Genomic DNA, 20,508 nt, shown 5'->3' on the forward strand with positions numbered 1-20,508 from the left:
TTAGAATTTGTATGCAAATCTTATCTATCGTCTATGAAAAGTAATTCTCACCGACACAAATAAGAGTATTGTTTACGAAATTTTCAGTCGCAGACGATTTGACAAATATCGTTTACGAATTTCTCGATTTCCACTTTTTCGTAGACGATAATCTTTGTATCGTCTACGAAAATAAAATTCGCATACGATACTTCATTCTGTGTCGATGAGTTTTAAATTTCGCATACGATACTAGCTACTATCAAAAAATTAAACGATAAACGACCAAATATCATTAATATCTAGTCATTATCTCTCATTTCACGAATTTCTCTTTCGACTGGGGTGACGTATATGGTCTTTTGGTCGGTATAAGTAACGAATCCTGGTTTTGTGCCTGGAATGTTTTTTACGTAGCGGATTTCTGTATAGTCGACAGGTACTGACTGTGATTCTTTCCCTTTAGAATGATACGCTGTGATTTTTGCTCCATCCAATATATCGTCTTCAGTTATTTCGCTTTCAACATGTGTAATCACAACGTGACTCCCTGGCATATCTTTAACGTGAAACCATAGATGATTTTTACTCGCATAACGGTTTGTTAAATAGTCGTTTTGCTTATTATTTTTACCAACGAGTACAGTTAAACCGTGCGTCGTCTTATATTTATTTAAGTTTACTTTTTTCTTTTTACTACGTGATTTCGAATTTCTTTTCTTAATAAAACCTTCTTGCATTAATTCTTCACGAATTTCATCGACTTCTTCGTTTGTTGAGATCATTTCCATTTGGTGAAGTAGCGTATCTAAATATTCGACGTCCATCTCCGCAAGTTTAAGTTGTTTTTTAGCTTCTATTTCACGGTTTTTCATCTTGTTATATAGGTGATAATATCTTTGTGCGTTATCCGCTGGAGATAAATTCACCTTTAACGGAATCGATATTTCTTTGTTTTCATAGTAGTCAAAAACAGTGACTTCTTTACTAAAAGGCTTAACTTCATGCATATATGCTGTAAGCAACTCACCGTATTTTTGATAATCATCTTTACGATAAGACTCTTTAATATCTTCTTTTAAGTTTTCAATTTTACGTTTTGTCTTATCATACGCTTGCTCGATGACGTATAAGTAATCGTTCGCTTTTTGTTTAATACTTTGTTTTACATATCTTGAATGATAAAACTCGTCAAGTAACTCTGAAAGTGTGTCAAAGTGAATTTTTTCATCGTATTTCTGATTCAATGTTTCAAGTTCGCTATAGTAAAACTGGTCGCGTTTTCCGATATATAACGTCGGGTTTACTGTTAATTTGTCGAGAGTCTTTTTTATACCAGAAACGATATTGTCTCGACTCCAAAATCTAACGTTATTTTCTGCTTCACTAATAAATAGTGGGCTAAGTCCTTCAACATTATTGAGAATTTGTCGGTTGATTTTGCCCCCGTTAAAGTCAATTAATTTTGGTAACTCGTTAAGTTCATCTGTTCTTGGATTTAGTTTCGGTTTTGTTGGGGGTGTTTCGTACGTAATCCCGGGGTGAATCGGACGTTCGTTTTCTGACGATGAAATATGTTTATTTGCAAATATCACTTTTTCATCGTCATCGACTAAAATAATGTTAGAATGTCGGCCCATAATTTCTATTATTAATGTTCGTTCGATCGTGTCACCAATTTCGTCACTATTAGAGACGATTATATGGATTCTACGGTCATTACCCATCTGTTTAATGTCTTGTATAATTCCAGATTCTAAATCGCGCCTTAACATTCTTAAAAACATCGGAGGTTCAAATGGTGTCTCATATGTTTCATTTGTAAAGTGTATACGCGCTAAGCTTGGATGACTACTCACTAATAGTGTTTTTGTTTCTCTATTTGCACGTACTTTTAATATAATAGTAGATGGATCGATTTGATGGATTCTATTTATACGCCCGCCAATGAGGGGTTTAAAGTCATTCATCAATTCATGTATGAAATTTCCGTCAAGTGCCATTCTAAGTAACCTCCTCGTTACATATCAATTTACTTTTTCTATTATAACACCGTCGTACATATAGTGAAATTATCTCATAATTATGGTAAAGTTAAGGGTAATCACTTTAATGAAAGGTTTACTGCGAATGACAAACGATAAAGGATTACTCATTGTTCTATCTGGACCTTCAGGCGTTGGTAAAGGTACAGTGCGTAAAGCACTATTTGATGATGAAGAAACTAATTTTAAGTATTCAATTTCAATGACAACTCGAGATAAACGTGAAGGAGAAGTTGACGGTGTTGACTACTTCTTTAAAACACATGAAGAATTTGAAGAGTTAATTGAACAAGACAAATTCATAGAGTATGCGAAATATGTTGGTAATTATTACGGTACACCAGTGGATTTCGTACATGAGACGATGGAAAAAGGGCATGACGTATTTTTAGAAATCGAAGTCGAAGGTGCAAAACAAGTGCGCGACAAATTCCCAGAAGCACTATTTATCTTTTTAGCACCGCCATCAATTGATCATTTAGAATCTCGACTTGTTGGAAGAGGAACAGATTCAAAAGAAATTATAGAACACCGTATTAGTGAAGCAAAAAAAGAGTTAAACTTAATGAATTTATACGACTTTGTCGTCATTAACGATTCGATTGAAGAGGCAAAACGTAAAATAAGATGCATTGTCGAGGCGAATCATTTAAGACGTTCAAGAGTCGAAAGAAACTTAAGAAAATTATTATTGGAGGCAGAAGAGTAATGTTATACCCATCACTTCATGAATTAAAAGAAAACGAAGACTCAAAATATATGATTGTAATTATGGCAGCTAAACGCGCGAGAGAATTACAAGATCATCCAGAATACGCGGTATTCGAAGATTATAAATCTAAAAAAACAGTAGGTAAAGCGTTAGAAGAAATCGCGCATAGCCACGTTAAACGAATTAACTAATCGTAAGCTGACAAAGTATTTTGTCAGCTTTTCTTTACTATTAGAGGTGAAAAATAATGGCAAATATTTTAATAGGTGTTACTGGTGGTATCGCAAGTTACAAAGCAATTGACGCGACGAGTAAACTAACGCAACTTGGGCACGATGTTAGAGTTGTACTCACTGAAAACACACTTCAGTTCGTAACGCCACTTGCGTTTCAAGCAATTGGAAGAAATCACGTATATGTCGATACGTTTAAAGAAGAAAATCCTGCTGAAATATCACACATTAAACTCGGTGAGTGGGCAGATATTATTTTAATTTTACCCGCAACCGCAAATACGATTGGAAAGCTTGCAAATGGCATTTACGACAACATGTTAACAAACGTCCTTGCCGCGAACAAAAAGCCAGTCATGATTATGCCTGCAATGAATGTCAATATGCTGCATAAAAAAGCGACGCAGCGTAACATCGATACGTTAAAAAAAGATGGGTATCACTTTGTAGATAGTGAAACTGGATTTTTAGCGTGCGGGTATAACGCAGATGGTCGACTTGCGAAGTTAGAAACAGTCATTGAAGAAATGAACCGTATTTTATCACTGAATCAAGACTTAAAAGGAAAGCGTGTATTAATAACTGCTGGTCCGACACAAGAAAGAATTGATAGCGTTCGTTATTTAACAAATTATTCAAGTGGAAAAATGGGATATGCACTCGCTGAAGCGTTTAGTGAGCGAGGTGCAGATGTCACTTTAATTAGTGGACCGGTGAATTTAGACGTACCAAGCAGTGTAAATGTTTTAAATGTTGAATCGACTGAAGAAATGTTTGAAGCAGTTAAAAATAATTTAAACAATGACATCGGTGTGTTTTCTGCAGCAGTTTCAGATTATACGCCAAAAACTGTTGCAGATAAAAAGCTTAAAAAAGATACTGATCAATTAGACATTATCGAGTTAAAAGAAACGACAGATATTTTAAAATATGTCGGTCATAATACTGACAATATGTACGTCGTAGGATTTGCTGCAGAAACAGACAATGTCGAAGAAAATGCTCTAAAAAAGTTAAAAAAGAAAAATATCGATGCAATTTGTTTAAATGACGTTTCAAACAAAGCAATCGGTATGAATAGCGACTATAACGAAATTACGATGTATTATAAAAATGGTGAACACACAAAGTTAAATTACGGTACAAAAATAGACATCGCACATTCAATTATCGACGAAATTAAAAAGCGAGTGGACGAATAATGTACGCATCAGTCATCGTTCAAATTTCCAGTAAAAATGTCGACCGACTGTACACGTATAAAATCCCAGATCATTTAAAAGATAAAATTCAACCAGGTTCTAGAGTATTTGTATCTTTTGGTCCACGGATGATTCAAGGGTTTGTCATTGAAGTCAGTCAACATACAGATTTAGATCCATCAAAAATTAAAGAAATCCAAAAAGTTATGGATATCGAGCCCGTCTTAACAAAAGAACTGATTGAATTAAGTAAAAAACTCGCGGATTATTACGTTGAGAGACATATTAAAGTTATTGAAGCGATACTTCCAGCAGCGTTAAAAATGAAATCAAAATCCGTGTTAAAACTGTCAAACGAAGCATCACTTGAAGCAGTGAATCAGTTTAAACAGTTTCATAACGATAAAATAAATGTTAAAAATTTAACGATGGATGATTTAAAGTTACTCATTCCGTTTATTAATAGTAAAGATATATACGAAGAAAAAGAATTTGAGCAGCATACAAAAATGAAAACACGTCGGGGTATTGAGTCAAATTATTTAGATGCGAGACCATCTAGTCGTGCAGTAAAACAGATCGAACTTCTTGAACTCGTTGAAAATAAAGGTCCGATGACGTACGAATCTATCGAAGAAGAAGGATACTCTATCGGCATTATCAATGCACTCGTAGACAAAGGTTTCTGTAAAAAAATCGATATATTAGTCGAACGTGATCCATTTGAAGGCCGCGTATTTTATGAAGATAAAAAGAAAGTACTGACTGACGAACAAGCTCGTGCATTTAAAGCAATCAATCAGTCGATTCAAAATAACACGCACGAAACGTTTTTACTGCATGGAATTACAGGTAGTGGTAAAACTGAAGTTTATCTTCAAGTGATTGAAGAAGTGCTAAATCGCGGTGAAAATGCGATTATGATGGTACCTGAAATTGCACTCACCCCACAAATGGTCAACCGTTTTAAATCAAGATTTGGTGATGATGTTGCAGTTATGCATTCGATGTTAAGTCACGGGGAACGGTACGATGAGTGGCGAAAAATTCGTGAAGGTCGTGCGAGAATTTCAATCGGTGCAAGAAGTAACGTATTCGCACCGTTTGATAATATTGGATGTATTATTATCGATGAAGAACATGAGTCGACATATAAACAAAACGAAAGACCTTATTATCACGCAAGAGAAGTTGCGAAGTGGCGTGCGGAATACTTTAATTGTCCGTTAATATTAGGGTCCGCAACACCAAGTTTAGAATCATACGCGAGAAGTGAAGTAAACGTTTATAAACGTTTAGAGTTAACGAAACGTCCGACAAATCAAACACTCCCAACTCCAGAGATTGTGAGTATGTCTAAAGAACGTGAAGCAGGGAATACGTCGATTATTTCAAGAAATCTCGACATGAAAATACGTGATCGTATTGAAAAAGATGAACAAATGATTCTTTTATTAAACCGAAGAGGATATGCGAACTTTTTAGTCTGTCAAAACTGTGGACACGTCCCGATGTGCCCAAACTGTGATATTAGTTTAACGTATCATAAGTCTAACGCCTCACTCATGTGTCACTACTGTGCGTATGAAGAGCCAATGCCTCATGCATGTGGTGTATGTGGTGAACATGATTTAAGTTTAAGAGGTACAGGCACTCAGAAAATAGAAGAAGTGTTAAGGGACACATATAATGTCGATATTGTTAGAATGGATATTGACACGACGAGACAAAAAGGCGCACATGAAAAACTATTAAAACAGTTTGAAGAAGAATCTGTCCCGATCTTACTTGGAACACAGATGATTGCTAAAGGCTTAGACTTTAAAAACGTCACGCTCGTTGGTGTGTTAAACGCTGATACAATATTAAACTTACCGGACTATAGGGCAAATGAACGAACGTTTCAACTGTTAACACAAGTATCAGGACGCGCAGGTCGTGGTGATATTAAAGGTGAAGTTGTATATCAGACATATAACGAAGATCATTACGCGATTCAACTCGCAAAAAATAATAACTACCGAGAGTTCTTTTTAAGAGAGATGGAATTTAGAAAACTCGCACGTTATAGCCCGTACTATTTTCACATATTATTTACAGTTTCAAGTGAAAATATCGAAGACGTTATAAAAGCGTCGAGTGACGTTCACAAAGAAATTCAAAATCACGTCTCTAAAAGTTCAATTATTATCGGGCCAAGTCCGTCACCAATTGAACGGATTCAAAACAAATATCGATTTCAAATTATATTAAAATATAAAAGTGAACCAGAACTTTTTGACGTACTTCACAAACTCGATACAAAATATAGTATTAATTATCAAAAAACAAAAACAGCATTACGTATAGACGTCGATCCAGAATATATTATGTAGGTGAAAGCATGACGAATATTATATTTATGGGTACTCCAGATTTTTCAGTACCAATATTAGAAAAATTACATGAACAATTTAACGTAGACTTAGTCGTTTCTCAACCTGACCGCCCAGTCGGTCGTAAACGTAAGTTAACTCCACCAGCTGTCGCGAAAAAAGCAGCTGATTTAGGGATTGATCTATATCAACCTGAAAAAATTAGTCATCCAGAGTCCGTTGAAAAAATTAAATCATACAATCCAGACATCATTATCACTGCAGCATATGGCCAGCTTTTAAGTGAAGATGTTTTAAATATTCCTGAACTTGGGTGTGTCAACGTGCATGCATCACTTCTACCAAAACATCGCGGCGGTGCACCGATTCACCGCTCAATTCTAGAGGGTGATAAAGAAACAGGGGTCACACTCATGTACATGGCTAAAGAGTTAGATGCTGGAGACATTATCGCTTCAGTGAAAACGGATATTTTAGAGAGTGATACAGTCGGAACACTGCACGACCGTTTAAGTGAACTCGGAACGAAAATTTTAATTAAAGAATTACCTGCTATTTTAAATAAAGAAAATAGCCGTACACCACAAAACGATGCGGACGCTACATTCAGTCCAAATATTGAAAAAGATGATGAATACGTTGAATTTAACCGTTCAGCAAGAGAGATATTTAACCATATTCGTGGATTAAATCCGTTCCCAGGAAGTTACACAACAATTAACGGCCAGCGTCTAAAATTATATTTATCTAAAATTTTAAAGAGTAAATCTAAAGAAACGCCTGGAACAATTCTAAAAGATACAAAAGGTGGTTTTATCGTTTCAACAAACGATTACGATGTAGAAATTCTAGAAGTTCAACCGTCCGGACGTAAAAGAATGCCAGCATTTCAGTTTATTGAAAACAATCAGTCACTAATTGGTCAAGTCTTTGGTGTAGATAATGACAGTTAGAAAAAAAGCACTCGATGCTTACACAGCAGTTATTGACGATGGTGGATATTCAAATTTAGTCATAAACAAAATAATTAATGACAGTCAGTTTTCAAGTGAAGACCGTGCGCTCTTTACTGAAATCGTCTACGGTTCAATTTCACGAAAACTAACGCTAGAATACTACCTTCGTCCATTTATAAAGACGAAGTTAAAACGCTGGCAACGTCATTTACTCATCGTTAGTATTTATCAGCTTGAATTTTTAGATAAAATTCCGTCCTATGCAGTCATCAATGAAGCGGTTGAGATTGCTAAAGAAGGCGGTGGTAAACAAGATGGTAATAAAATCAACGCAATTTTAAGAAGTTACTTAAGAGAAGAGAAACAAAAAATTTCTGACATTAAAAACGATAAAAAACGACTGTCAATTCAGTATTCAATGCCACTTTGGATTGTCGATCATTTAATGCGTCACTATTCAATTCATGAAGTTGAAAATATATTAAATGAATTATTAAAACGTCCAAATATGTATGTTAGGGTGAATAGAAAACTTACCTCAAGAGATGAGTTACTTGAAAAATTTAGTAGAGAAGGAATCACCGCTCTAAAATCAGATATTCACGAAAATGCAATTATCGTTAAAGGTGGCGGAATCACAGATTCTAACCTTTACCGTGAGGGCTTATTCGGTATACAAGACGCAAGTTCAATGTGTGTGAACTACGCACTTGACCCGTCCGGTAATGAGTTAATATTAGATGCGTGTAGTGCGCCGGGTGGTAAAGGATTCCACGCGTTAGAAAATATGGACGGACACGTTGATTTTTCTGACATATTCGAGCACAAATTGACATTAATCGATAACGAATCTAAACGACTCAAACACACAAACTTAAATATATTATTAAAAGATGCAACAACAGATTCCTATGACAAAATTTACGATAAAATAATCGTAGACGCACCATGCTCAGGGCTTGGAGTTGTTAAACGTAAACCAGAAATTAAATATAATTTAAAAAAGGAAGATATCGATTCACTTGTAGATATTCAGCTATCGATACTTCATCATGTTAAAGAGTTTTTAAAGCCTGGTGGGATACTCGTATATTCAACATGTACAATTCATCAAATGGAAAACGAAAATGTTGCGTATACGTTTAAAAAACAATCAGATGATATAGAGTTTGGCGAATTTGAAATTCCTCATTTTAAATTTAAAGGAAATCATCGTCAAATTCTCCCACATGAATTTAATACCGATGGTTTCTTTATTGCGAAATTTAAGAAGCTATAAGGGAGGAAAGTTATGAATTTTTACGAAAAAAGTATTTGTGGTAATTTTAGAGGAATTAACGAAGATACCGTTAGCATTATCAAAAATAATACCGACCAAACAATTGCTTTAATCGCAGATGGTATGGGTGGACACGAACAAGGTGAAGTCGCTTCACAATTTGTAGCAACTAAAATTAAAGAAAAGTTCGAACCGACAAACTACTTTAAACCTGAAGATGGTGAAAAGTTCGTAAGAGATCTAATTATCCAAACAAACCGCGAATTGTACGACTATTCAAGTCAAAATACAAGCGAAAAAAATATGGGAACAACACTTGTTTTAGCTGCCTTTTTCGATGAAATGATTTTTATCTTTAACATTGGAGACTCTAGAGCATACGGTTTAAAACGTTATGAGATTAGACAGATTACTAACGATCATACGTTTGTAAATATGCTCGTTGAATCGGGTGAAATAACAAAAGATGAAGCAAAAACACATCCGCAAAAAAACATTGTGACAAAAGCATTAGGCACCAATCGACTCATTCAACCTGATGTGTTTCGTTTAAAAAATCATTTATATAACTACATTTTACTGACGAGTGATGGTGTGACGGATGTGTTAGACGATGAATCTATTAAAACAATCGTTTTTGAGTCTGACAATAAAGCAGAAGCAGTCGTTAAACGTGCAGAGGAACTAGAATCTAAAGATAATATTAGTGCACTCGTCATCGATTTGAAGGCGGGTGAGGTATAAATGGAAGGACATATTATTTCAGAACGCTACCGCCTTAAAAAATATCTCGGTGGCGGGATGAGTTCTGTCTATTTAGCCGATGATATTATTTTAGACCGAGAAGTCGTTGTAAAGCTTATTAAATCTGATCCATACAATAAAGAAAAAATGATGGAACGATTTCAACGAGAAGTTCAAAATACGACACGTTTGAATCATCCAAATATTGTGACAGTGTTAGACGTAGACGACACAAGTGAATATCATGTTCTCGTCACTGAATATATTAACGGACCAAATTTAAAAGTTTATATCGATCAAAACAAACCATTACCATTCGATAAAATTGTTGAGTTATCTTTAATGACGCTACGCGGAATTGAACACGCACATAATCGAGGAATTATTCATAGAGATATTAAACCTCAAAACATTTTAATCGATGAAAATGGCCAGCTAGAGATTACAGACTTCGGAATTGCGAAAGCTTTATCTGAAACGAGACTCACTGAAACAAACCAAGTCATGGGGTCTGTTCAATATATTTCACCCGAACAAGCAAAAGGTAAAATCGCTGACGAACGTGCGGATATTTACAGTTTTGGGATTATGCTTTATGAAATGATAACTGGAGAACTACCATTTCAAGCAGAAACTCAAGTATCAGTTGCATTACAGCATATTCAGTCACCAATGCCTAATATCGATGACGTTCGTGAAGATGTACCGGTTGGATTAAAAAACATCGTTTATAAATGTACAGAAAAAGATCCTAACGATCGATATAGTGATGCTGGAGAAGTAATAAGTGACTTACTTAATTACCGAAATATGACAACCGCTTATGAAACGAATGAGAAAAAAGAAAAAGCGGCTGAACAAACGGTGCCAATCGTACCACCACCAGTGAAAAAAGATCCTATGAAAAAAGAACCACAACCCACACCACCTGTTGAAGAAAAGGAAGAGAAAAAGAAAAGACGAAAATGGCCTTGGCTAGTTTTATTACTACTTCTTTTAATTGGTGGTACTGCAGCAGCAGCTTTATTTATAAAATCTACACCTAAAGAAGTTGAAGTGATTGACGTCAAAGGTATGAGTTTAAATGAAGCAAAAGAAACGTTAGAAGAATCTGGATTGAACATTGGAGAAGTGTCGAGAGAATATAATGATTCGATTGAAACAAACCACGTCATTAATACAAATCCAAAATCTGGTAAAATTTTACAAGAAGGCGACACGATTGATTTAAATGTTTCTGACGGAGAAGAGCCGTACGAAATGGAAGACTTTACAAATAAATCTGTCGACTCTGTAAAAGAAAAGCTAGACAGTTTAGAATTTAAATCTGTCAATATTGAAGAAGAGTATTCTGACGATGTCGACAAGGGTGATGTCATCGAACAATCAATTAAACCAGGTACTAAAATCATTCCAAAAGAAGAGAGTATTACGTTAACAGTATCACTCGGACAAGAGCCAATTGAAATTGAGAATTTTATCGGTAACAGTTTTGAAAACGCAAAAGCAACACTTGAAAGTCAAGGATTCGTCATTAATATCGTTAACGAAATATATAGTGATGATTACGATAAAGGTATCGTCGTTGGACAAGATCCAAGTTACGGTGCATTTTTACCAGGCTCACCAATTAATTTAACAGTATCTAAAGGTAAAGCCCCTAAAGAAGCAAAAGAGTTTCAGCATAATGTCACAATTCCATATGGTGATGATGATTCCAAGGATAGCGATTCTAAAGATTCTGATTCTAATGATTCCGTTTCAAAAGATAAAAAAGATAAGAAGAAAAAATCTAAACCGAAAAAAGTCACAGTGTATATTGATGACAAGACACGTAGTATAGATGATGTTGAAGATTCATTTGAGATTAATGAAGATACACCGTATACAATTAACCTTGTACTTGATGAAGGTAAAACTGGACGTTATAAAATCGAAGTAGATGGGAATAAGGTATTCGAAGAGTCAATAAAAAATGAATAAATTATTTTCGTGAAATATTGGCGTTTACAAAAAATCTTATTTATAATGAAACTAAGACTTCAATTTGGAGGATGGAAATTTATGGCAAAAATTAAAAGACATAAAGGTCTAGACAATACTTTAAAAGTATTTGGTCAAGGATACCTTTATACGACAAATCAAAGAGAACGTTTAAATGCGGAAGTGTTTGAAACACGCGCACTTGGTGGTAAAAGTTACGTTGTTTTAAATGGTAAAGAAGGTGCTGAACTTTTCTACGATAACGATAAAATCGAACGTGAAGGTGGATTACCTAGACGTGTTGTAAACACTTTATTTGGTAAAGGTGCAATCCATACAACAACTGGTAAACAGCACATCGACAGAAAAGCATTATTCATGTCATTAATGACTGAAGGTAACTTACAATATGTACGTGAATTAACACGTAACTACTGGAAAGCGAATACTGCACGTATGGAACAAATGGGAGACGTAAACGTCTACCACGAATCAGTTGTTCTATTAACACGTATTGGTATGCGCTGGGCAGGAGTAACTGCACCAGAAGAAGAAATTGAAAGAATCGCAGAAGACATGGATATCATGATCGACTCATTCAAAGGTCTTGGTAACGCGTTTAAAGGTTACAAAGCATCAAAAGATGCACGTAAACGTGTCGAAGACTGGCTAGAAGAGCAAATTATTCAAACACGTAAAGGTGAAATTAATCCTCCGAAAGGAACACCACTTTACGAATTTGCACACTGGAGAGATTATGAAGGTAACCACATGGACTCTAGACTTGCGGGAATTGACTTAATGAACACATTCCGTCCATTAATCGCAATTAACCGCTTCGTATCATATGGAGTACTTGCGTTACACGAGCATCCAGAAGCATTCCGTAAAATGAGTACAGTTGAAGATTATCCTTATATGTTCGCTCAAGAAGTAAGAAGATATTACCCATTCGTACCATTCTTACCTGGTAAAACGAAAGTAGAAGTTGAACATAAAGGTGTAACTATCCCTAAAGACCAACGTCTCGTAATTGACGTATACGGTACACTTCACAGTGAAGATTTATGGGATAAGCCAAACGAATTCATTCCTGAACGTTTTATCGACTGGGATGGTTCACCGTTTGACATGATCCCTCAAGGTGGCGGAGACTACTGGACAAACCACCGCTGTGCAGGTGAATGGATTACAGTAATCATCATGGAAGAAACGATGAAATACTTCGCAAATGAAATCACTTGGGACGTACCAGAACAAGATTTAACAATTAATCTAAACAGTATCCCTGGTTACATCAACAGTGGTATGGTTATTAATAACGTAAGAGAAAAAGTAGACCGTTCTTAATATAAGTTTTCCCTCTAGACGAAAGTTTAGAGGGATTTTTTTATCTTTCTTATAGAAATACGTTTGATATAATTTAATTAGAAAGAATTTCTAGGAGGAATTATGCAGACAGGTAAAATTGTAAAAGCACTTGCCGGATTTTATTATGTAAAAAATGGAGATGACGTGTACCAAACACGTGCGAGAGGAATTTTTCGTAAACGTAAACTCAGTCCTTTAGTCGGTGATATCGTGGATTTTGAATCAGATAATTTAAAAGAAGGTACAATTACTCATATCCATGATAGAAAAAACAGCTTAGTCCGACCACAAGTCGCAAATGTCGATCAGTTACTTATAACAATGAGCATTAAAAATCCAAATTTTAGTTTTTATTTAATGGACCGCTTCATTGCCTATAGTGAATCTCACGGTATAGATCCCGTATTAATTATTACTAAAATCGACTTAAATAGCGACGAAGCACTCCAAGATAAAATAAAAGAAACTTATAATATGTACGATATCTTTTTTACTGAAAAAGACACAGTCAATGAATCGTTAAAAGATATTTTTCCAAATAAGTTATTAGTACTTGCTGGTCAAACAGGTGTCGGTAAAAGTACGCTATTAAATACACTTCTTCCAGAGTTAAACTTAGAGACAAATGAAATTAGTGATAAGTTAAACCGCGGTAAACATACGACGCGTCACGTTGAACTTATCGATAAAAATGGCGGTGAAATCGCAGATACACCGGGATTTTCAACAATTGATTTTACACATATTGAAAAAGAAGACTTAAGATTTTATTTTAAGGAGTTTAATGACTATATTGACAACTGTAAATTTAGAGGATGCGTACATATTAACGAGCCGAAATGTGCAGTAAAAGAAGCAGTCAATAACGGTGACATTAAAGAGAGTCGCTATAACAGCTATGTAGAAATTTATGAAGAGATTAGTAATTATAAGGAGAGATATTAATGGTTAAAGTATTACCATCATTATTAGCGAGTGATTTTTTAAATTTAGAAAGTGAAATGACGAGAATGGAAGAAGCGGGTGTAGACATCTTTCATTTAGATATTATGGATGGTCAGTTTGTACCAAATATTTCCTACGGTATTCCAGTATGTGAAGCAATTAGTAAAAAAACGAATATCCCTCTTGATGTTCATTTAATGACTGAAGACCCAGATCAGTTCGTTCGAGAATTTCGTGATATGGGCGTCGAGTATTTATCGTTTCATATTGAAGCAACACCTCATGCGCACCGTTTAATTACGCATATTAAAGATAATAATATGAAAGCTGGAATTGTGTTAAACCCACAAACACCAGTTAAAGATATCGAGTACGTATTAGACATCGTTGACTTCGTACTTGTGATGACAGTAAATCCAGGATTTGGTGGACAGTCATTTATCGAGTCAGGTGTGAAAAAAATCGCGGAACTGGATTCAATTCGTACAAGAGAAAACTACGATTACTTAATTGAAGTAGACGGAGGTATTAATGACGAAACTGCAAAAGTTTGTCGTGATGCAGGTGCAGATCTTTTAGTCAGTGGATCTTACTTATTTAAAGCAGATGACTTAAGAGAAACAATTAAAGACCTTAAAGGTGAACTATGAAAATAAACGTCGTGATGAGAGACGTTGACTTTATTAATGATACGAATAACTATGCTGGTGTTGATAGAGGGGTATATAGATTATTGAAAAAAGGGATTATCCCGAAATTTACGTACGGCGACTACGACTCAGTAAGCGATGAAGAACGTGAATTTATTGAATCGCAATTAAAAATTAATGCAGTAAATAGTGAAAAAGACTATACCGATAGTCATTTAGCATTATTTGATTTAGTCGATAAAGGTTACACTGAAATTGATGTGTACGGTGCATTAGGCGACCGGATCGACCACGAATTAATGAATATCCAACTTCTATTAAACGAAAAGTTTAAAAATGTTGATATTCGGTTAATTGATAAGTTGAACGTCATATTTAAAGTAATGGGCAAAAAAGAATTAAAAAATATCGGCTATAAATATGTGTCATTCATACCGTTTTTTAACGGTACAACGTTAACTTTAGACGGATTTAAATACGACGGAGAAGTTGAAATATCTATTGGAAGTACTCTAACAGTGTCCAATGAATTTATAGACCAAACTGCGACGGTTGAAACAAATCAACCCGTCATCGCGATTTACTCAAACGATAAAGGTAGGGGATAAGAGTATGTTATTACTTGGACCATTCGTCAATGGTTTAGCAATAATTATCGGTGGTTCACTCGGGTTAATTTTTACATTTATACCAGAACATATGAAAGACTCTATACTTAAAGCACAAGGTCTAGTAGTAATTGGGCTTGGTATACAAATGATATCCGCTTCTACAGATGTGATTATCACTTTACTTAGCTTAATTATCGGTGTCGTAATCGGTGAAATACTAGACTTAGAAGGTCGATTAAACGGAGTTGGACACTGGTTAGAATTTAAACTCGGCGATAAAAATGCAGGTAATATCTCTCAAGGTCTCGTATCTGGATCGATGATCTTTATCATCGGAGCGATGGGGATTGTCGGTGGTTTAGATGCGGGTATGCGCGGAGATAATACAGTATTTTACACAAAGTCTTTTATGGACTTCTTCATTGCGCTAGTTATGACAACGACTTATGGTCTAGGAGTAATCATCTCTGGAATTCCAGCATTTTTATATGAAGCATTAATTACGTTAGGTGCCAAAGGATTTGCACAATTTATACCAGAGTCGGTATTAAGTACGATGACAAAACAAGTAAGTGCAACAGGAGGAGTTATCATATTTGCGATCGGCTTAAATATGATGAACGTCACAAAAACACGTGTTGGTAATATGATTCCAGCAATATTTGTTGCGATGATTGCCGTGTATATTATAAGTTTATTTTAAAAAAGATGAACTCTTTTATAGAGTTCATCTTTTTTATGTTTGTAGTGCTTTTTATCTTGTTGGAATTGAGAATAGAGGCGTTTTTGTTAACGAGTGAGAATGTGTGTTGATGCAAATCGTTTTTACGTCAACAGTTTAAAATTACGTTAATGCAATTTGGATTTACGTAAACGATGAAACCATTACGTGTACAATTAAAAGATTTGCGTTAAATTAATGGACCATCTGTTAACGCTAACGGCTTTTACGTTAACGAAAGTCCAAAATGACTCATTAATTTACATCAAATAAGACGATTATATTTACAGTAGGACTAAACAATCCTTGTTTCAAGAATTTTATCTTATAAATATAAATGCGGAGGACTTTTTTGTTAAAGAGAGAGAATGTATGTTGACGCAAAAGGGCTTTGCGTGAAAAGAATTGAATTAATTTAACATAACTTCGATTTGCGTAAACGACCATCTCGTTACGTTGACGATTCAGCGATTTGCGTCAAACTAACGCCACTCTCTTTAACGCAAACTCATTTTGCGTTAAATTAAATCAAAAACACGAATGACATTCCAACTCCTTTACAAGACAAAAAGCCTACTCCGACCAAAATCATACATCCGAACCGATAAACGAGCATGTGTACACATAAAAAAAGAGATTTGTACGAATCTATCGCACAAATCTCTTTTTTTTATTTTAATTATACACGTTGTACTTTTCCAGATTTTAAAGCACGTGCTGAAACCCAAACACGTTTAGGTTTTCCATCTACCATGATTCTTACTTTGTGTAAGTTAGCACCAAAAGTTCTTTTATTAGCATTTAGTGCGTGAGAACGGTTGTTACCTGATCTAGCACGGCGACCTGTAACGTAACATACTTTAGCCATTCGTCCCACTCCTTCATTTAGTTTTTAATTGATAATTCTTATTGTCGAATACTATAATATAATACATGAATATAGTTTAAAACACAATAAGAAATATTATGTCATTCTATATAATCATGCAGTTTATAGAAGGACTTGTCAAACGGAGTACTTTACATCTATAATAAAATGATGATTAGGAGTGAGTTTATGTCACTAAAAATTAATAATGAGCTTGGTACAATCGAAGTTTCAACAGACGTTATCGCAAATATCGCTGGTGGCGTTGTAAGTGAAAGTTACGGTGTCGTTGGAATGGCTTCAAAAACATTCCGCGATGGATTTGCTGAGTTATTAGGTAAAGAAAACTATGCACGCGGTGTAGTAGTAGAAAATGAAAATGACAGTTTAAAAATTGATTTGTATATTATCGTTCTGTACGGAGTTAAAATTTCAGAAGTTGCATCAAACGTACAATCAACGGTGAAGTATACGCTAGAAAAAACATTAGGACTTAAAATTGATTCTGTAAACATCCACGTTCAAGGTGTTAGAATCATTGATTCGGATGAGTAGTTAGGGAGGATTTTTGGAAATGAATAAAATAGATGGACAACAGTTTCGCAAAATGATTTTAAATGGTGCGAACAATTTAAAAAAGCACGCGGATTATGTTGATTCACTGAATGTCTTCCCAGTACCAGATGGAGACACAGGAACAAATATGAAGTTGTCAATTGTTTCAGGTGCTTCGGAAGTTGAAAATTTAAGTAGTAATCACGTTGGTGAAGTTGGTAAACATTTCTCTAAAGGTTTACTAATGGGAGCTAGAGGTAACTCAGGTGTTATTCTCTCACAGTTATTTAGAGGGTTCTCTAAACAAGTAGAAGCACTTGAGACTATCGATCACGCTTCGTTTAGTGACGCGTTTCAAGCTGGGGTAAAAACAGCTTACAAAGCTGTCATGAAGCCAGTTGAAGGTACAATTTTAACAGTCGCTAAAGACTCAGCAGATAAAGCAACAGAAGTTTCTAAAGAAGAAACAAATATTGTTAAAATTATGGAAGCAGTATTAGAAGAAGCGAAAGCTTCACTAAAACGTACACCAGACTTATTACCTGTACTAAAAGAAGTTGGTGTTGTCGACTCTGGTGGTCAAGGACTCGTTTACGTTTATGAAGGTTTCCTAAAAGCACTTAAAGGTGAAGAAGTCGAAGAAACTGATTCAGTAGAAAAAACTGACTCAGTAAATACTGATGAGTTCGTAAATGACGTTCATGAATTCGATGAGTTCATGACGGTTGATGATATTGAATTTGGATTCTGTACAGAATTTATGGTGCGCTTTGGTGACGATAAAAAGAAATTTGACGAAGACGAATTTAGAAATGATATGGATAAGTTCGGTGATTCTTTACTCGTCATTAACGACGACGAGATCGTAAAAGTTCACGTACATACTAATCGCCCAGGTGAAGCATTAACTTATGGTGCGGAGTACGGTGAAATTATTAAAACAAAAATTGAAAACATGCGTGAACAGTTTAGAGCTTTAGAAGCTAAGCGCGGAGAAAACAATAAAAAAGAAGCGATTAAAACAGCAATTATCGCTGTTTCAAGTGGTGAAGGTATCGATAATCTATTAAAGAGTATCGGTGTAACGCACTTAATTAGCGGTGGACAGACGATGAACCCTTCAACTGAAGATATCGTAAATATTATTAAAGATGAAAATGTTGAAGAAGTTATTATCATGCCAAACAACAAAAACATTATTATGGCAGCTGAACAAGCGTCAGAAATAATAGACGTCAATTCTGCGGTTATTCCTACGCGTTCTATTCCTGAATGTGTATCTGCGATGTTCTCATTTAATCCAGAAGCTTCATTAAAAGAAAATAAAGCATCAATGGTGGAAGCAATCGAACATGTACAAACAGGTCAAGTGACTTACGCAGTTAGAGATACTAAAATTGATGACGTCGAAATTAAAAAAGATGAACATATGGGTATTGTTGACGGGAAGATTGTTACGTCAAATAAAGACGTTAAAGTAACGTTAAATGAGTTACTTGAAACGATGATTGATGACGAGTCAGAAATCGTGACAATCTTCACTGGTGAAGGTAGTGAAGATTCACTCGTTGATGAACTAGTAGAGAAATTTGAAGATTCTCATGACGTTGAATTTGAAATTCACGATGGTAAACAACCAGTATATAGTTATTTAATTTCTGTAGAGTAATTTAAAGCCACATCGGTATTCATCGATGTGGCTTTTATATGATGAGGTGAATTTATGAAATATAATAGTGTGTTTGATATTATTGGACCAGTAATGGTTGGTCCATCGAGTTCACATACTGCAGGGTCTGTTAAAATTGGACAGACGGCGCGCAATCTATTTAAAAAGCAACCAGAAAAAGTCGATATCTATTTATATGGATCATTTAAAGACACGTATAAAGGTCACGCGACAGATGTTGCATTAATTGGTGGATTACTTGGCTTTTCTACAGATAATCCTAAAATTAAGTACGCATACGAAGAAGCTGAAAATAGAAATATGCGTGTCAAAATTATTGAAATGGCAGAAGAAAGAAGCCATCCAAATACTGCATCACTTCACTTATATAGTGGCGATGAAGAGTTAATCGTTGAAGCGATTTCTATCGGTGGTGGTATGATTCAAGTCGTTTCTATTAATGATTATCCGATTTCTTTATCTGGAAATTTACATTCACTACTCGTCTTTCATAAAGATAGTTTCGGTACAATTGCGAACGTGACAAGTATTTTAAAAGATGCTGAGTTAAACATCGGAACGATGAATGTTTCTCGTAAAGAAGTTGGTGAGACAGCTCTCATGACGATTGAAATCGATGGTAAATGTGATGAAAAAACTGTTCAAGCAATCGAAGCGGTTGAAGGTGTCGAACGGGTGATAGAACTAAAAGAGGAAGATGCGTGATAGATATGAACGAATTTAGTAGCATTAACCAGTTAATATCTAAAGCAGAGTCTCAAGGGAAGTCTGTCGCGGATATTATGATCGAGCAAGAAGTAAACACGTCAGGACTTACTTATGAAAAAGTATGGCAGAAAATGGAACGAAACTTAAGTACGATGGAATCAGCAGTAAAAGAAGGTGTTGAAGGTGTCGAAAGTACAACTGGGTTAACCGGTGGAGATGCTTTCAAAATGAAGCGTTACATAGAATCTGGCCGAGGGTTAAGTGGAGATTTAACACTGCATGCGATTTGTTACGCAGTATCGACGAACGAAGTAAATGCTGCAATGGGTCAAATATGTGCGACACCAACAGCAGGTTCAGCAGGTGTTGTACCTGGTGTATTATTTGCAATGAAAGAAAGTCATCCGGAGTTTACGCATGAAGATATGGTTAAATTTTTATTTACAGCGGGTGCTTTTGGAATGGTCGTTGCGAATAACGCGAGTATTTCTGGTGCAGCTGGTGGATGCCAAGCAGAAGTTGGGAGTGCATCTGCAATGGCAGCAGCTGCAGTGACTGAAATGGCTGGAGGTAGCCCTGAAATGTGTGCACATGCTTTTTCAATTGCTCTTAAAAATATGCTCGGCCTAGTGTGTGATCCAGTTGCTGGTCTTGTTGAAGTGCCGTGCGTAAAACGTAATGCAGCGGGTGCGTCAAACGCATTAACAGCAGCAGATATGGCGCTTGCTGGTATTAAATCTAGAATCCCTGCAGATGAAGTTGTTGAAGCGATGTTTAAAATCGGTTTAACAATGCCGTCACAGCTACGTGAAACTGGCCGTGGAGGGCTTGCTGCAACTCCGACAGGTGAACGAATTAAAGAAGAGTTATTTGGATAGTTA

The 20,508-nt window shown here is 35.5% G+C and carries 19 protein-coding genes; 17 read left to right on the plus strand and 2 right to left on the minus strand.

Features of this window, described 5'->3' with window-relative positions; all coding sequences use genetic code 11:
- Positions 1-281: 281 nt before the first annotated feature.
- A complete protein-coding gene (locus tag KPF49_RS02550) occupies positions 282-1,982 on the minus strand; it encodes an Rqc2 family fibronectin-binding protein (protein ID WP_183674173.1) in 1,701 nt (566 codons plus the stop codon).
- Between the two features lie 127 nt (positions 1,983-2,109).
- Here KPF49_RS02550 and gmk point away from each other — a divergent pair, with 127 nt between their 5' ends.
- The 13 genes from gmk (at position 2,110) to KPF49_RS02615 (ending at position 15,788) form a co-directional block, all read left to right on the plus strand.
- The gene (gene gmk / locus KPF49_RS02555; RefSeq protein ID WP_183674300.1) at positions 2,110-2,733 is read left to right on the plus strand and encodes a guanylate kinase; all 624 of its coding nucleotides are present in this window, start codon (positions 2,110-2,112) and stop codon (positions 2,731-2,733) included.
- Positions 2,733-2,927, plus strand: a complete 195-nt coding sequence (rpoZ, locus tag KPF49_RS02560; RefSeq protein ID WP_183674175.1) for a DNA-directed RNA polymerase subunit omega — start codon at positions 2,733-2,735, stop codon at positions 2,925-2,927. The genes gmk and rpoZ overlap by 1 nt, the downstream gene beginning before the upstream one ends.
- A gap of 56 nt (positions 2,928-2,983) precedes the next feature.
- Complete coding sequence (coaBC, locus tag KPF49_RS02565) at positions 2,984-4,171, plus strand: bifunctional phosphopantothenoylcysteine decarboxylase/phosphopantothenate--cysteine ligase CoaBC (protein WP_183674177.1); 1,188 nt, start codon at positions 2,984-2,986, stop codon at positions 4,169-4,171.
- Entirely contained in the window at positions 4,171-6,546 is a 2,376-nt protein-coding gene (gene priA / locus KPF49_RS02570) for a primosomal protein N' (protein WP_183674180.1), read from the plus strand. Before coaBC ends, priA begins: the two co-directional genes overlap by 1 nt.
- Positions 6,547-6,554: 8 nt before the next feature.
- On the plus strand, positions 6,555-7,499 hold the full coding sequence (gene fmt, locus KPF49_RS02575; protein ID WP_183674182.1) for a methionyl-tRNA formyltransferase: 945 nt from the start codon (positions 6,555-6,557) through the stop codon (positions 7,497-7,499).
- Positions 7,489-8,781, plus strand: coding sequence for a 16S rRNA (cytosine(967)-C(5))-methyltransferase RsmB (gene rsmB, locus KPF49_RS02580; protein ID WP_183674184.1), 1,293 nt, complete (start codon positions 7,489-7,491; stop codon positions 8,779-8,781). The genes fmt and rsmB overlap by 11 nt, the downstream gene beginning before the upstream one ends.
- A gap of 12 nt (positions 8,782-8,793) precedes the next feature.
- Positions 8,794-9,525: a Stp1/IreP family PP2C-type Ser/Thr phosphatase gene (locus KPF49_RS02585; RefSeq protein ID WP_183674186.1), complete on the plus strand. Its 732-nt coding sequence runs from the start codon at positions 8,794-8,796 to the stop codon at positions 9,523-9,525.
- A complete protein-coding gene (pknB, locus tag KPF49_RS02590) occupies positions 9,526-11,508 on the plus strand; it encodes a Stk1 family PASTA domain-containing Ser/Thr kinase (RefSeq protein ID WP_221265240.1) in 1,983 nt (660 codons plus the stop codon). It begins immediately after the preceding gene.
- Between the two features lie 81 nt (positions 11,509-11,589).
- Positions 11,590-12,858, plus strand: coding sequence for a cytochrome P450 (locus KPF49_RS02595; RefSeq protein ID WP_183674188.1), 1,269 nt, complete (start codon positions 11,590-11,592; stop codon positions 12,856-12,858).
- A gap of 102 nt (positions 12,859-12,960) precedes the next feature.
- Positions 12,961-13,824: a ribosome small subunit-dependent GTPase A gene (gene rsgA, locus KPF49_RS02600; protein WP_183674190.1), complete on the plus strand. Its 864-nt coding sequence runs from the start codon at positions 12,961-12,963 to the stop codon at positions 13,822-13,824.
- Positions 13,824-14,474, plus strand: coding sequence for a ribulose-phosphate 3-epimerase (gene rpe, locus KPF49_RS02605; protein WP_183674192.1), 651 nt, complete (start codon positions 13,824-13,826; stop codon positions 14,472-14,474). Before rsgA ends, rpe begins: the two co-directional genes overlap by 1 nt.
- Complete coding sequence (locus tag KPF49_RS02610) at positions 14,471-15,082, plus strand: thiamine diphosphokinase (protein WP_183674194.1); 612 nt, start codon at positions 14,471-14,473, stop codon at positions 15,080-15,082. Before rpe ends, KPF49_RS02610 begins: the two co-directional genes overlap by 4 nt.
- Before the next feature lie 4 nt (positions 15,083-15,086).
- A complete protein-coding gene (locus tag KPF49_RS02615; protein ID WP_183674196.1) occupies positions 15,087-15,788 on the plus strand; it encodes a DUF554 domain-containing protein in 702 nt (233 codons plus the stop codon).
- Positions 15,789-16,485: 697 nt separating this feature from the next.
- On the opposite strand, the gene rpmB is transcribed toward KPF49_RS02615, so the two are convergent.
- A complete protein-coding gene (gene rpmB, locus KPF49_RS02620) occupies positions 16,486-16,674 on the minus strand; it encodes a 50S ribosomal protein L28 (RefSeq protein WP_183674198.1) in 189 nt (62 codons plus the stop codon).
- 189 nt (positions 16,675-16,863) lie between these two features.
- On the opposite strand from rpmB, the gene KPF49_RS02625 reads away from it, so the two are divergent.
- From KPF49_RS02625 to sdaAA, 4 genes are read left to right on the plus strand one after another with little or no spacing between them, the layout of a single operon-like run.
- Complete coding sequence (locus KPF49_RS02625; protein WP_183674200.1) at positions 16,864-17,229, plus strand: Asp23/Gls24 family envelope stress response protein; 366 nt, start codon at positions 16,864-16,866, stop codon at positions 17,227-17,229.
- A 19-nt stretch (positions 17,230-17,248) separates the two neighbouring features.
- Positions 17,249-18,898: a DAK2 domain-containing protein gene (locus KPF49_RS02630; protein ID WP_183674202.1), complete on the plus strand. Its 1,650-nt coding sequence runs from the start codon at positions 17,249-17,251 to the stop codon at positions 18,896-18,898.
- Between the two features lie 54 nt (positions 18,899-18,952).
- The gene (gene sdaAB, locus KPF49_RS02635) at positions 18,953-19,624 is read left to right on the plus strand and encodes an L-serine ammonia-lyase, iron-sulfur-dependent subunit beta (protein WP_183674204.1); all 672 of its coding nucleotides are present in this window, start codon (positions 18,953-18,955) and stop codon (positions 19,622-19,624) included.
- A gap of 5 nt (positions 19,625-19,629) precedes the next feature.
- A complete protein-coding gene (gene sdaAA, locus KPF49_RS02640; RefSeq protein ID WP_183674306.1) occupies positions 19,630-20,505 on the plus strand; it encodes an L-serine ammonia-lyase, iron-sulfur-dependent, subunit alpha in 876 nt (291 codons plus the stop codon).
- Positions 20,506-20,508 lie beyond the last annotated feature (3 nt).

It is taken from the genome of Nosocomiicoccus ampullae (genome assembly GCF_019357495.1).
GTDB classification, from domain to species: domain Bacteria; phylum Bacillota; class Bacilli; order Staphylococcales; family Salinicoccaceae; genus Nosocomiicoccus; species Nosocomiicoccus ampullae.